General features: G+C 70.9%; 12 protein-coding genes and 1 tRNA gene. 7 read left to right on the top strand and 6 right to left on the bottom strand.

Going from position 1 to position 13,633, the window contains the following annotated elements; all coding sequences use genetic code 11:
• Nucleotides 1–60: 60 nt before the first annotated feature.
• Both ACVMYR_RS09540 and ACVMYR_RS09535 read right to left on the bottom strand, forming a co-directional pair.
• Nucleotides 61–1,356, bottom strand: a complete 1,296-nt coding sequence (locus ACVMYR_RS09540; protein ID WP_431895787.1) for a L,D-transpeptidase — start codon at nucleotides 1,354–1,356, stop codon at nucleotides 61–63.
• Nucleotides 1,357–1,556: 200 nt separating this feature from the next.
• Nucleotides 1,557–2,828 carry a L,D-transpeptidase gene (locus tag ACVMYR_RS09535; RefSeq protein WP_077936263.1) on the bottom strand — a complete coding sequence of 424 codons (1,272 nt, stop codon included), beginning with the start codon at nucleotides 2,826–2,828 and terminating at the stop codon, nucleotides 1,557–1,559.
• Nucleotides 2,829–3,014: 186 nt separating this feature from the next.
• On the opposite strand from ACVMYR_RS09535, the gene ACVMYR_RS09530 reads away from it, so the two are divergent.
• Nucleotides 3,015–3,090, top strand: a tRNA-Lys gene (locus tag ACVMYR_RS09530).
• A gap of 155 nt (nucleotides 3,091–3,245) precedes the next feature.
• Here the strand turns inward: ACVMYR_RS09530 and ACVMYR_RS09525 are convergent.
• The 4 genes from ACVMYR_RS09525 to ACVMYR_RS09510 are packed head-to-tail and all read right to left on the bottom strand — an operon-like array spanning nucleotide 3,246 to nucleotide 6,647.
• Nucleotides 3,246–4,463 (bottom strand): tyrosine-type recombinase/integrase, encoded by a 1,218-nt coding sequence (locus ACVMYR_RS09525; protein WP_457121610.1) that lies wholly within the window; start codon nucleotides 4,461–4,463, stop codon nucleotides 3,246–3,248.
• A gap of 3 nt (nucleotides 4,464–4,466) precedes the next feature.
• Nucleotides 4,467–4,673, bottom strand: a complete 207-nt coding sequence (locus tag ACVMYR_RS09520) for a helix-turn-helix transcriptional regulator (protein ID WP_457121609.1) — start codon at nucleotides 4,671–4,673, stop codon at nucleotides 4,467–4,469.
• Nucleotides 4,670–5,926 (bottom strand): DNA methyltransferase, encoded by a 1,257-nt coding sequence (locus tag ACVMYR_RS09515; protein ID WP_457121608.1) that lies wholly within the window; start codon nucleotides 5,924–5,926, stop codon nucleotides 4,670–4,672. Before ACVMYR_RS09515 ends, ACVMYR_RS09520 begins: the two co-directional genes overlap by 4 nt.
• Entirely contained in the window at nucleotides 5,919–6,647 is a 729-nt protein-coding gene (locus tag ACVMYR_RS09510) for a hypothetical protein (RefSeq protein ID WP_457121741.1), read from the bottom strand. The genes ACVMYR_RS09515 and ACVMYR_RS09510 overlap by 8 nt, the downstream gene beginning before the upstream one ends.
• A gap of 93 nt (nucleotides 6,648–6,740) precedes the next feature.
• On the opposite strand from ACVMYR_RS09510, the gene ACVMYR_RS09505 reads away from it, so the two are divergent.
• The 6 genes from ACVMYR_RS09505 to ACVMYR_RS09480 all read left to right on the top strand — a co-directional run bounded on the left by ACVMYR_RS09505 (nucleotide 6,741) and on the right by ACVMYR_RS09480 (nucleotide 13,618).
• The gene (locus tag ACVMYR_RS09505; protein WP_457121607.1) at nucleotides 6,741–6,923 is read left to right on the top strand and encodes a hypothetical protein; all 183 of its coding nucleotides are present in this window, start codon (nucleotides 6,741–6,743) and stop codon (nucleotides 6,921–6,923) included.
• 362 nt (nucleotides 6,924–7,285) lie between these two features.
• Nucleotides 7,286–8,110: a hypothetical protein gene (locus tag ACVMYR_RS09500; protein WP_457121606.1), complete on the top strand. Its 825-nt coding sequence runs from the start codon at nucleotides 7,286–7,288 to the stop codon at nucleotides 8,108–8,110.
• Between the two features lie 273 nt (nucleotides 8,111–8,383).
• Entirely contained in the window at nucleotides 8,384–8,830 is a 447-nt protein-coding gene (locus tag ACVMYR_RS09495; RefSeq protein ID WP_457121605.1) for a pilin, read from the top strand.
• 332 nt (nucleotides 8,831–9,162) lie between these two features.
• A complete protein-coding gene (locus ACVMYR_RS09490; RefSeq protein ID WP_457121740.1) occupies nucleotides 9,163–10,905 on the top strand; it encodes a hypothetical protein in 1,743 nt (580 codons plus the stop codon).
• Nucleotides 10,902–11,828, top strand: coding sequence for a PrgI family protein (locus ACVMYR_RS09485; protein ID WP_457121604.1), 927 nt, complete (start codon nucleotides 10,902–10,904; stop codon nucleotides 11,826–11,828). The genes ACVMYR_RS09490 and ACVMYR_RS09485 overlap by 4 nt, the downstream gene beginning before the upstream one ends.
• Entirely contained in the window at nucleotides 11,825–13,618 is a 1,794-nt protein-coding gene (locus ACVMYR_RS09480) for a VirB4 family type IV secretion system protein (protein ID WP_457121603.1), read from the top strand. Before ACVMYR_RS09485 ends, ACVMYR_RS09480 begins: the two co-directional genes overlap by 4 nt.
• The last annotated feature ends 15 nt before the right edge of the window (nucleotides 13,619–13,633 follow it).

The following is a 13,633-nucleotide window of genomic DNA, read 5'->3' as shown; positions in this document are numbered from 1 at the left end:
CGGAGGGGGCCTTCGTCGTTGCCGCGTTGCCGCCCGGGGCCGGAGCCCCGGGGGCCGGGGTCAGGCGGTCGGTTCGGCGCTCGGTGACTCGGTCGCGTCGCCGGGGGTGTCCTCGGCGTTCGGCGAGGCGGCGGCGTCCGGGTCGTACGGGAGGGCGCTGCCCTTGACGTACTCGTCCCAGCTCATGTTCCAGTCGGTCCAGCCGTTGCCGTTGGCGAGTTTGCGTTCGGTGCCCTTGACGGTGATCGGGTCGCCGATGCGGGTGTTGTCGAACAGCCAGGCGCCGTTCTTCATCGAGACGTTGACGCAGCCGTGCGAGACGTTGACGCTGCCCTGCTGGCCCTCGGACCAGGGCGCGGCGTGGATGAACTCGCCGCCCCAGGTGAGGCGCTGCGCGTAGTCGATCTTCGTGCGGTAGCCCTCTTCGGGGCCGAGCTCCTCGAAGGTGTCGAAGACGGTCTTGCGCAGCTTCTCGATGACCACCATGGTGCCGCTGGACGACGGCGTGCTCTTCTTGCCGAGGCTCACGGGAATGGTCTTGATCACCTTGCCGTCCTTGGTGACGGTCATCCGCTTCGTCTTGTTGTCGACCGTCATGATCACCGCCGGGCCGGTCTTGATGTCGACGGTCAGGTCCGCGCGGCCGTACCAGCCGTCGCCGAGGGGGAGGCCGCCGGCCTGCACCCGGTACGAGATGGTGCTGCCGGCCTTCCAGAACTCCTTCGGCCGGTAGCGGACCTCCGTGGGGCTCACCCAGTGCCAGATGCCCTCCTGAGCCGGCGTGGAGGTCACCGTCATCCGCCGCTGGACGTCGTCGCGGTAGTCCTCGGGGATGGCGCGGCTGAACTTCACGATCAGCGGCATGCCGACGCCGACGACCTGGTTGTCGCCGAGGAAGCTGCTGACGCGTACCTGCTTGCCGGGCTTGGCCATGGTGGTGAAGGTGCTGGTCGCCTGGGCCGGCTTGCCGTCGTCGCCGGTCGCCGTGACGGTGGCCGTGTAGGTCTCGCCGTACTTCAGGGCACCTTCGGGCAGCCAGCTCTTGCCGTCGGCGGCGAGCGCGCCCTCGACGGGCGCGCCGGCCGAGTCCTTCAGCTCGACCGCCGTGTCCTTCGCCTCCTTCGTGGTGAAGGCGATGGCGGTGGACGCCGGCACGTCCTTCGCGTCGGCCGCGGGCTCGGTGATGGTCGCCGCGGCCTTGGGTGCGCTCTCGCCGCCTCCCTGCCAGGCCGACGGCTTGCCCCCCTCGCCGTCGGTGCAGGCGCTGGTGAGCGCCAACACGGCGGCGAGCAGCCCCGCCGCGAAGACGCGGCGTCGACCACCGCGCCGGGTCAACTGGTCCTGGGTTGCGCGCATGATTCCCTCACTGTCGTGGTGCCCCGGTTGCCCATCGTCTCTCACTGACGCACGGAAACGGATACTCGTTGCCGGGGGTGAAGAGAAACACTCGAACCATGATGTCTGAATCTGGCGAAAAGCCGCACTTGGCGAATGATGCTCGCAAATGACAGGGGGCGGGCACCGGAATACCGGTGCCCGCCCCCTGCAGGGTCCTGTCAGGCCAGCGCCGGCCCGGCGCCGCCCTCCGGCACCGGCAGCGCGCTGCCCTTGACGAACTCGGACCAGCTCAGGCTCCAGGCCGTCCAGCCGTTGCCCTGAACGAGCTTGCGCTCGGTCCCCTTGATCGTGATCGGATCCCCGACCCGGGTCTGGGAGAAGAGCCACTTCGCCTGCGCCATCGAGACGTTGACGCAGCCGTGCGAGACGTTCTGCCGCCCCTGCACGTGCTCGGACCAGGGCGCGGCGTGGATGTACTCGCCGCCCCAGGTGAGCCGCTGGGCGAAGTCGATCTCGGTGACGTACCGGTTGGCCGGGTCCGGATCGTCGCGGGTGTCGAAGACCGTGGACTCCTTCTTCTCCATCACCACCATCGTGCCGCTGGAGGAGGGGGTGCTCTTCTTGCCCAGGCTCACCGGGATCTTCCGGAGGAGCTGGCCGTCCTGGAAGACGCTCATCTGCTTGGTGGCGTTGTCGACCTTCATCTCGAACGCCCGACCGATCTTGGCAGTGGCGCTCCGGTCGACGTTGCCGTACTTGCCGTTGCTGAGCGGGATGCCGGCCAGCGCGATCCGTACGCTGATCGTGGTGCCGGGCTTCCAGTATTCCGGCGCCCGGTAGTAGGCCTGGGTGCCGTTGGAGACCCAGTGCCACGCGCCGGGCTGCGGCGGGTCGGTGCGCACGAACATCCGCTTCTGCACCGCGGCCCGGTCCTTCTCCGGGATGCCGGGGTGGAACTCGGTGACGACCGGCATGCCGACGCCGTACGTCCTGTCGTCGAACAGGTAGAGCCCGGAGGCGATCATCGACTTCGGCTTGGCCATCGTCGTGAACGTGCTGGTGCCCTGCCTGGTCTCGCCGCCCGCGCCGGCGGCGTTGACGGTGGCCGTGTAGCGGGTGCCGAACTTCAGCGGCTTGTTCGGCACCCAGGAGGAGCCGTCGGCGCGCCAGCGGCCCTCGACCTTGTCGCCGTTGGCGGCGGTGAGGGTGAGGTCGGTCACCTTGCCGCCCTCGGGGATCTTCGCGGAGATCTCGGTGCTGACCGGCCTGTTCTTCGCCCCGTCCGCCGGGCTGACCTTGAGCGTCGGGTCGGCGCTCGTGGCCGGATCGGCCGGTGCCGTTCCTGTCTCGGCGGCGACGCTGCTGCCGACGGCGGGCGCACCGTCGACGAACTCCGCCTTCTTCTGGTCGTCGCCGCACCCGGTCAGTGCCAGCGACGCCATCAGGCTCAGGGCGCCTACCGTCGCCCCGGCCCGCGCGAACATGCCCATTCCCACCTCTGTTCTCGCGTACCTGGCGGACATCGTGCCGCATGACGGCCATCGGCCACCGCCCGCGCTGCCAATCGTGAGAGATTTGGGGGCTTTTGGCCGTTAAGCGTGCCCGAAGGGTGGAGCCGGGTATCGGATTGGAACCCCGCTCAGGAGGCGTGCTAGGGTTCTCTCCGTTGCCAACGAGCGCCGCTAGCTCAACTGGCAGAGCAGCGGACTCTTAATCCGCGGGTTCGGGGTTCGAGTCCCTGGCGGCGCACCAACACAAGGCCCTGACCAGCAAGAAGCTGGTCAGGGCCTTCGTGGTTATCTATGTGGTTTTGAACCGTCCCCCGAAAACCCCCCAGTAACGCCCCCGGGCGACCAAATTCGACAAGACTGGGTAGCGGCACTGGCCGCCACCCAGGCCCTCCGTGCCTATGCGGTCCGGCTCTGGCCGGGGTGGCGGTGCTCGGGATCGCCTGGCTCCGGCCTCCCGCCGAGTTGTTCGAGGATGTTCGAACTGTCCGGGGCGATGGCGGGCTTGACGATGTAGTGCTTCTTGGTGGTCTCCTTTGTTTTGTGTCCGAGTTGGGCGGCGGCGCTGTCGGTGTTGGCCTCCTTGTCGATGAGGGTGGCGACGGTCTTGCGGAAGGTGTGGGGGGTGACCCATTCGAGGCCGGTGTCGGCGCGGGCTGCCCGCCACTGGCGGCGCACGTTCGGCGGGGACAGCCAGGTGCCGCGCCGGGAGGGGAAGATCGCGTCGTTGGGGTTGTCGGCGGCGTTGAGCTTGCGGGTCATCAGCATCGCGACCGCGAACTTGGGCAGAACGACTGACCGGTAACCGGCGTCGGTCTTCGTCCACTCCTGTCGAAAGAAGCCCTTGCCCTTGATGTAGATGATGGTGCCGCTGATCGTGAGGACGGGATGTTCGACGGCGAGGTCGAGGTCTTCCCAGCGCAGTGCCAGAATCTCGCCGATGCGGGCGCCTGTGGCGAGCAGGAGATCGATGATGTCGGCCAGGTCGCTGGTGGGTCGAGGTCCCGACTTGCCGGGAGTGGGCTGCTGCCACTGCCGGATCGCCGAGCGAACGTCGTCCAGTTGCTCCATCTCTAGGGCGACTACCTTCTTGCGCGGCTTTCGTAGTTGGCCGGTGTCGCGGATGGGGTTGGTCGTGAGCGCACCCCGGCGTACGGCTAGGGCGAACATCTGGCCGAGGACGACCTTCGCGCTCTTAGCGGCTGACGGACGGTCCTCGGCGACCTTCCGCAGGAACTTGTCGAGGCGACCCGCGTTGGCCTCTCGGATGCGTAGGTTGCCGAGGGCGGGCACGATCGAGACGCGCACGCTGATCTCGTACCTACTGATGCTCTGTGGCGAGATGCGTTCCTCCGCAGCGACCTCCTCCAGCCACAGCGCGGCGAGCGTGCTGATGTGGGTCTCCCTGGTGATCTCGTCGTCGTTGGGGGCCACGCGGTCACGCAGCTTGATCTTCAGCGCTCGGATGGCGGCCGGGCCTGTGGTATCGGTGGCCTCGACGTCGCGGGTCTTACCGTCGTGATCCCGGTATCGGGCTCGGGCGCAGTACCGGTTGGGGCCGAGCTTCTCGGTGCGGATGGCACCCCAGGTGCCGATCGGGAGAGGGGGGCGTGCCATGGCTCATCGCTCCGGGTCGGTGTGGGCGTCGAGCCAGCGTTCGACTTCGCTGCGTCGGTAGCGCAGGGTGTTGCCGACGCGGATGGCGCGTGGTCCCTTGCCTCGGCTGTGCCAGGCGTAGAGGGTGTTCTTCGGCTTGCCCAGCCAGGCTGCAACGTCATCGATGGTCAGGAGCGGGTCGGGCCGCCACTCGGCGGTCGAGGCGCTCATCGCTGGCCTGCCGCAGCGGGGGAACCGGGCTGCGGGTGTGGCCGGTCGGGATCGCTGGACCACTCGTGGGCGGTGGTGTCGGGCCGTACGGCCCCCGGTGTGGGGTGTGAGTAGGGCGGGCACGGATCGGGTGTCCTTTCAACGTCCCGGCCCGGCTGGGACCGGGTGTCGGTGGCGCTACCGTCGGGACACGCGTCCGTCCGGTGCGCTGGGTGCGCCCGTCGATCCACGCGGGATGGGGTGAAGGCATCAAGCCGATCCCCGTGCGCCCCGGCGGGATCTGCCGTACTCCGCGCGGAGTCCTGCCTGGCGGCTGGCGGCTGGCCGAGTGGCGCTTGGAGGACAATCACGTCTTCGTGTTGGACGAGCCATTGCGGGTCGCCGGTGGCGATGGCGTCGCGGATGTTCTTCTGCTGGAAGAACGAGGCGCGGGGGATGATCACGCCATCGCGGACACCGCAGATGAGGGCGATGCACTCTTCGACGAGTTCGAGGCCGGCGTTGATGCCGGCGGCGGCGACCATGCCGGGGATGTCGATGAGTTCGCCGTGGCGGCGGTACGGCCGGGCGGTGACGATGACGTGCCCGCCGGGCCGCAGGAGTTGGACGCAGCCGGCGAGGATCGCGGTGAACCCGTCAGCGAGTTGGCCGTGGCTGCGGTAGGCGAGGTTGTCCGTGCTGCCGTACTTGTGGTGGAGCTTGCGTACCTTGCCGCGTCTCGGGCCGGGGGTGCGGACGTGGCCGTGGGTGGACGACCCGTACGGCGGCGAGGTGATCACCAAGGAGACCCGCCCGTGCAAGCTGGCCGGCAGCAGGGACGGCAGCGCGGTCGAGTCCCCGTGGTAGATCTCGCCCCGGCCCGATGCCCCGGCCCGGACGGTGTGGCGGATGTTGTCCGCCGCCTGGGCGACCCATTCGGCTTCGTACTCGACGCCGACACCATGACGGCCGAGGCGCATGGCTTCAACGACGGTGGTGCCGATGCCGGCCATGGGGTCGAGGACCACGTCGCCGAGGTCGGTGTAGGTGCGGATGGCGTACCGGGGGATGGTCGGCAGCATCTTGCCGGGGTGCGTCAACGACTGCGGGGTGTATCGGCCGCGCCGCAGGTCGCGAGACGGGTGTTGACCGGTGAGCCAGACCGAGCCGAGGTAGCCCTCGGCAAGCACGGCTGCCAGATCGGACGCGTCGGGCTGCGGCGGTTCGGAGCCGTGGGGGCCGGCGCTGTGGGACGGCGGACGGGACTCAGGCACGGGCGTTCTCCTCACCGGGGGCGGTGGCGGTGGCGGCGAACACGACAAGGTCCCGGAACGTCGGCAGGTGACGGCCAGCGAGCAGCCGCCGGCCGTCGTCGGCCTCGTCGGGGTGTTCCGGTGCGGTGCGTGGCTCGTGTTCGGGCAGCGGGACGAGGACGGCGGGGATGTGCTGGTGGTAGAAGAACCCGGCGGCGCGGGCGGAGGCGATGACCGTGGCGCGGTGGCTGACCTCGCCCGGCTGTGGCTGCGAGGCGGTGAGTCCGACGAGCAGGAAACCGCCGGGGCGGAGCAGAGGCCGCCAGGTGCTCATTGCTGTGGCGATGCCGTCTCGGGCGGGGCCCTGTGCGCCTTGCGCCAGGGTCGCCAGGATCAGGTCGACACGTGGGCCGGGACGTCGCATGGAGTGGCGCGTCCGGCGTTCGGGGGTCGACGTGAGGAGCCGCACGTGCAGGCCGTGGCGACCGGTGAACAGCCGGGCCGGTACCCGGTCCAGGTAGGCGGTCGCCGCGAGGGCGGCGGGGTGCGCTCCGATGTCGAGCACAACGTCGCCGACGTGGGTGTATCGGCGGATGAGATAGGCGAGGTGGTTCGGGGATAGTCCGTGCCAGTCCGGCACTGCCGGACGGGGCGTGCGCGGGACGCGGGTGCGGGGAAGGAGTAGCCCGACCGGTGCCGGCTGAGGCCGGTCGCCGGGGGCGGTGGAGTTGAACTTCGGCATGGGCGTGTGGGCCACGTCCGCCGACAAGCGCTGACACTAGGGGATTACAAATCCGGGCCTTGGATTGGAAGCGCGCTCGCTGCCGAGCCGGGTGTGTCGCTCGACGCCGCCCGGTTGAACAAGATCCTCGACGGGTTGAACACGCAGGTCACAGGCGTCGAGACACCGGCTGTCGCCATCACGCGAGCCCCGCAGATCGCCGAGGTGATCGGTGGCCGGTTGAACAAGATCGTCATCTGCTTGAACACGGGGTGGTCGACCGCCTCGGGATCTTGAACACGATCGCGATCGGGCGTGAGTGCGCCCCGGGGAGAGCCGCTCGTGGCCGTCCCGCCTCACTCCGTGGCTGCGTCGTAGGCGACGCGTGTTCAAGGGTGCCGTCTCGACGTGGCTGCGCCCGGCGTGAAGGGCCTTGAACCGCCTGGCCACGGGTTGCACACGCCGGCTCGGGCTGCCTACCGGTTGGCGTCGAGACGCATTGACGGGGAGTGGCGACTCCTGGGTTGAACACGGGTCGAGAGACTTTGAACAAGATCAAGAGTGTTCATGATTTGTTCAAAGGCCCTGGTGGCGTGGTGGCACAGCGCCGACCGGCATTCCCGCCGGACGGCACACGGTCATCACGAGGGAGCACCACCATGGACCGTCGTACCCCCCTCTCCCGCTCGGCTGTCGGACCGCGTGGCGAGACCTTGCTCAACGACATCGAGTGCCGGTTTCGGCTGATGGGCCAGGGGCCGATCCCGCTGTCAGTGGACGGCCGCAGCCTCGGTCACGGCCTGCCCCGCCGGGCCATCGCCCTGCCCGAGCTGTCGGCGATCCTCATGCACCCGTCCTGCGGCTACGCCGCCCGGGACGCGGCGTGGCGTCTGCTCGTGGAGCGCGCCCGGACCGCCGACCCGGCGTGGAGGGCCGGTGCGGTCGGCGTCGCGTTGCCGGGCCTGCGGTTCAAGGCTTACCTGCTGGCGAAGCTGTCCACCGGCGACGTGCAGGCCGCCATCGTCGAGCACTTTCTTCACGCTCTCGGCACGGTCGACGTGGCCAAGCCGGGCGTGGTCGGCAACCTGCTATCGGCCGCGTTCTCCAAGGCCCGCGCCGAGCTGCGCCACCTGGAGCCCGCCTCGTCCGGGGCTCCGAACCACGCTCCCGGGGCGGTGGTGCCGCCGGCCCCGCACGGCCACCCGGATCTCGTGCTCGCCCGCGCGGTCACCGCCGGGGCCATCACCGTCCAGGAGGCGGAGCTGATCGGCGCGACGTACCTGGAAGAGGTCAGCCTCACCGAGTACGCCGAGCGGACCGGTCAGCCCCGCTGGAACCTCTACAAGCGGCGCACGGCCGCCGTCGCCCGGCTCAAGGCCGCGATCGAGTCCGGTGAGCTGTCCGACCCGTACGCCGATGCGGTCAACGAGGCCACCTCAACCCTGGTCCTCGACGCCCCGACCGCCCGGAAGCAGGCCATCTGAATTGCGGGTTTCCAATCCGAGGCCCGGATTTGTAATCCCCTAGTGCGGGACTCTTCCGCGCAGGTGACCTTCTCCGACCGGACCCGTTGACGGCGCTGACACCCGTACGGTCCCGGCTCACCCGCCTTCCCAGTGAGGAGGACGGCCGCGCCGGTCGGCACCACAGGTCACCTCACCAAGCGCATCGTCCGGTCCCGCCTTCGCCAAGCCCACTCGCGCACCCACGCCCCGCTGCGGGCTGCTCAGGCGCGCGCACCGGAGGTGCCCAACCCCATGAACCACGTCCCCTTCCCGTGCCCCGAGGCGGCGGCCCGCCGCCGTCTCGGGGCCGGCAGGCGCGGACGGCCATTCGTCCGCCGCCTGCGTCGACACCATCCTCGAACTGTCCTCCCTGCGCTGGTCCTCCTCGACACCGCCGCGGTGACCGCAGTCCTCGTCGCCGTGCCCCACGTGGCGTACGCGGCCGAGCCCGCCCCGGTAGTGCTGGCCGTCGATTCGATCGAACAGGTCGCCAACAACATCCGTACCTGGCTGATCGGCATCCTCGTCGCCGTCGCCACCCTCTTCTTGACCGTCGGCGGGCTGCGCTACATGGCCGCCAATGGCGACCCCGGCGAGGTCGAGAAGGCCAAACTCGCGCTGCGGTCCGCCGCGATCGGCTACGCCCTCGCGCTGCTCGCGCCGCTGTTCGTGACCATCGTCGGCGCGTGGGTGGCCTGATGACTACCCTCGCGATCCGACCCCGCCGCATGGTCCGACCCGTGGCGTTGCTGCTGCTCGGCCTGGTGATCCTCGCCGGACTTACCCTGACCCTCGCCTGGGCCGGGACGGCGCACGCCGAGCCCAGCCCGGCCCCCGGCCCGCCCTCCACCGCGCCCGGCACGCCGCCGACGCCCGGCGTGCCTGACCCCGGCGTCCGCCCCCCGGGCGTGGAGCCGTCCCCTCCGGCAACACCGGCGCCCACGCCCGGCCCGGCCCCGAGTCCCGGTCAGCCCTCTGTCAGCGATGATCCGGCCTGGTACGACATCGGAGGCCAGATCCGCAAGGCCGTCGTGGACCTGGTCGTGTGGGCCGCCGAGCAGGCCCTCCAGCCTGTGATGGAAGCCCTCGGCGCGTCGTGGCTGTCGACCCCCGACCTCACCAGCAACGAGCACGTGAAGGCGATCTGGACGACCAGCCTGGTCGTCGCCAACGGCTTCATCGTGCTGTTCATCGTCGCCGGAGGCTTCCTGGTCAGCGCCCGCGAGACCCTGCAAACCCAGTACGGCCTCAAGCAGGTACTACCCCGCATCGCCGTGGGCGTGGTGCTGGCCAATTGCAGCCTGATCATCGGGCAGAAGGCCATCGAGCTGACCAACGCGCTGACCGTGGCCATCGCCGGGAACACGATCGACGGCCCGACCGCCGCGACCGCGATCGGGCAGGTCGTGGACGACGCCCTGCAAGGCGGCGGGTTCCTGATGGCGTTGCTGGCCATCGCCGTGATCGTGATGTGCCTCGTCCTGGAGTTCACGTTCGTGGTGCGTCTGGCGGCGCTGGTCATCCTGGTCGGTGTCGGCCCGGCGGCGTTGATCTGCCACGCCAGCCCGCTCACCGAGAGCGTGGCCCACCTGTGGTGGCGCTGCGTCCTGGCCTGCCTCGGCCTGCAACTCGGCCAGGCCATCGTCATCATGGCCGCCTTCAAGGTGTTCCTCACCCCCGCCGGACCGACCGTGATGGGTATACCCGCGACCGGGCAAGGGCTCCTCGGCATCGTGGTGTGCCTGACGATGCTGTGGCTGCTGATCAAGCTCCCGGGTTGGATGCGACAGTTCGTCCTCGGCCCACTCGGCCAGAACGGCCGAGGACTGCTCGGGCAACTCGTCCATGCCTTCATCATGATCAAAACCTTGGGTGCGGCGGCCGGCATCCTCGGCGCGAGCCCGTCCCGGACCGGCGGACGGACGGCCCCTCGTCCATCCGGCCCCCGTCCGTCACCGGGCGGCCCCCGTCCGCCCCGTCCACCGCGCCCGCCCCGTCCGGGGCCGATGCCCGTCCCACCGCCCCCACCGGGACCAGTGGTCTTTAGCCACGCCCCTGTCACCCATACGCCGCTGCCCGCGCCGTCCGGGACGAACGCGGCCCCCACGTTCAGCCACCCGGCGGCCCCGTCCACACCATCCGCACCGCCGTCCGGCGGCGTCCCGGCCGCGACGTTCTCCCACCCGTCCCCACCTCAGCCGAGTCCGCCTGCCCCAGCCACACCACCGGCACGGGTCGCCTTCAGCGACGCCAACACCACGGCACCGAACCCCCCGCGCGGCGGCCCGGCACCAGCGGTGACGTTCTCGGCCGCACCAGCGCCGCAGACCGCCCCGCGCCGGCCACCAGCCCCGGTCACACCGGTGTTCTCCGCAGCTCCGGCCGCACCGGCAGCCGGGAGGCCGCGACGCGCCTCAACCCCGGCAACGCGGCCCACAGCGGCAAGGCGTGCCACCCCCAGCGGGCAAGCGGCCACGAACGCGGGCACCCCGGCGGTTGTGAACACCGCCGCCGCCCGGCGGGCACCGGCCACCAGCACGGCCCGGCCCCGTCCACCGGCCCCGTCCGTACCGCCGTCCCCGGACGGCCGCCGGTCGGTGGTTCCGTCCCCGCCGCCGCGCCCGTCCCGGTCCCCGGCGGCGAGGCCGTCCCCGGCAACCGGTGCGACCTCGATGGGTCCGACCGCCGTCCGTACCGGCCCGTCCCCGTCGCCGGCTCGGTCGTCCGCTCCGGTACGGCGCCCGTCACCGAAACCGAGGAGTGATCAGCGATGAACCGCCGCAGCGACGAGGCTCCGATGCGGGCTCGGGTTCCCGCAGACATCGAGCGGCCGGACAGGATCGCGTTCGGCATGTCGGGACGGCAGTTGGTGATCCTGGCCGTCACGGGACTGCTGCTCTACGCGGCGTGGACGGCGGTGGCGACGCTCGTGCACCCGCTGGTGTTCCTCGTGGCGGCGACGCCGATCGCCGCCGGGGCGTTCCTGCTCGCGGTCGGCCGCCGGGACGGCATCCCGCTCGACGCCTGGGTCCTCGCGGCGCTGCGGCACCGCCGCAGCCCTCGCCGGCTCGTGCCGGCCGAGGGACCGGTCATCCCGGCTCCGGCGTGGGTTGCCACCACCGCCGGGCCGGGTGACCGGCTACCGCTGCCCGCACCGCTGCGGCTACCCGCGCGAGGTATCACCGGCGACGGGCTGATCGATCTCGGGCCGGACGGCACCACAGGCCTGGTCGCCGCCTCGACGGTCGCCTTCGGGCTGCGGACACCCGGAGAGCAGAACGGCTTGGTGGCCGGGTTCGCGCGGTGGCTGCACAGCCTCGACGGGCCGGCGCAGATCGTGGTGCGGGCACAGCGGGTCGACCTGACCTACCTCGCCGACAGGTTCCTCGCCGCCGCCCCAGGGCTGCCGCACCCGGCGTTGGAGGACGCCGCCCGCGCGCACGTCCAGTTTCTCGATGACCTGGCCGGGCAGCGCGAGCTGCTGCACCGGCAGGTCACCGTCGCCGTTCGGAGTCGGCGCGGCGCGCACCACGCCGCGCACCACGCGGCCGAGGTGGTTCGCGCCCTCGGCGGCTGCGAGGTTCCCGCCCGGGTCCTCGATGGGTCGGACGCCGGGGTGCGGTTGGCGGCCAGCCTCGACCCCACCGCTCCGACCGTCACGCCCTACGCCACATCTGTCAAAGGTGACGAGCTGTGAGCCCGTTCTCCACGCTGCTGCCGAAGCGGCGGCGTTCCCTGCCCGAGTCGACCACGGTCCTGCCCGGGGCGCCGGATGCCGTCGAGGTCGACGGCCGGCACGTCCGAGTCGGGGACGGCTACAGCGCGACCCTGGCGGTGGTCGGCTACCCGGCCGAGGTCGGCCCCGGGTGGGCCGAGCCGATCCTGTCCTACCCGGGCCTGGTCGACGCCGCCTTCCACATCGAGCCGGTCCCGCCGGCGGTGGCCTCCGAGCGGCTGCGCAAGCAGCGCGGCCGGTTCGAGTCCTCCCGCCGGCATGGCGCGGCGAAGGGCCGCCTGGACGACCCGGAACTCGACGCCGCCGCGGTTGACGCCGCCGAGTTGGCCGGCCGTCTCGCGCGCGGTGAGGCGAGGTTGTTCCGGCTCGGCCTGTACCTGACCGTGCACGGCACCAGCGCCGCCGACCTCGCCGACCGGGTGGCCGAGGTGCGGTCCCTCGCCGCCTCCCTGCTGCTCAACACCGCGCCGGTGACCTGGCGTCAGTTGCAGGGCTGGATCAGCGGCCTACCCCTCGCGTTCGACGCCCTCGGGATGAAGCGGGTCTTCGACACCGACGCCCTCGCCGCAGCCTTTCCGTTCACCAGCCCCGACCTGCCCGACACCGCCGGAGACAACGGCATGGGCGTGCTGTTCGGGCTCAACCTGCACTCGGCCGGGGTCGTCGTCTGGGACCGGTGGGCGCAGTCCAACTACAACGCCGTCATCCTCGCCCGCTCCGGGGAAGGCAAGTCCTACCTGGCCAAGCTCGACCTGCTGCGCAACCTGTGCCTCGGGGTGGAGGCGTTCGTCATCGACCCCGAAGACGAATACCTCCGGCTGGCCGACGCGGTCGGCGGTACCATCATCCGCCTCGGCGCAGCCGGCGTGAAGATCAACCCTCTCGACCTGCCGGCCGATGACGACGACGCCCTCAACGACCGGGCACGGTTCCTGCACACGCTCGTGACCGTGATGGGCAGCGGTGACACCGCCGTCAGCGCACCCCTGCCCGGCGACGAGGCCCGCTCGCTGGACGTCGCCGTGCTGGCCGCGTACCAGGGCAAGGGCATCACCACCGACCCGCGCACCTGGAGGCGACCGCCGCCGCTCCTCGCTGATGTGATGGCCGCGCTGGAGGACACCGACGACGCCGGCCGCCGCGTCGCTGCCCGCCTGCACCCCTACGTCGCCGGCAGCATGAAGGGCTTGTTCGACGGCCCCACCACCACCGCCGCCCGAGGGCACCTCGTGGTCTTCGCCATCAAGGACCTCCCCGAGCAACTTCACCCGGTCGGCACGCTGCTCACCCTGGACACGATCTGGCGCACCGTACGCGGCGCGACCGCCTCCGGCGCTCGACCGGACGTGCTGCGGATGGTGCTGGTGGACGAGGCGTGGAAACTGCTCTCCGGCGGTCGCGGCGGCGTGTTCCTGGAGACCCTGGCCAAGTCCGCCCGCAAGTACGGCGTGGGCCTGACCGTCGTGACTCAGGACGCCGCTGACGTGCTCGCCACCAAGACCGGCCGCGCCGTGGTCAGCAACGCGGCCACGCAGGTGCTGCTGCGGCAGGCACCCCAGGCGATCGACGCCGTCGCCGAGGCGTTCGGGCTCACCGACGGCGAACGGGCGTTCCTGCTGTCCTGCCAGCGCGGAGACGCTCTGCTCACGGCCGGGTCGGCGCGGGTGGCCTTCCACAGCCATGCCTCGGCCACCGAGCACGAGCTGATCGTTACCGGCCCGGTCACCGGCCTGCCGGTCCGCCGCCGCTGAGCCTCTTTCCTCCTG

This window comes from Micromonospora sp. PTRAS2 (assembly GCF_054052245.1).
The sequence above is the reverse complement of the archived record's forward strand: the minus strand, read 5'-3'. Positions and strand labels throughout refer to the sequence as shown.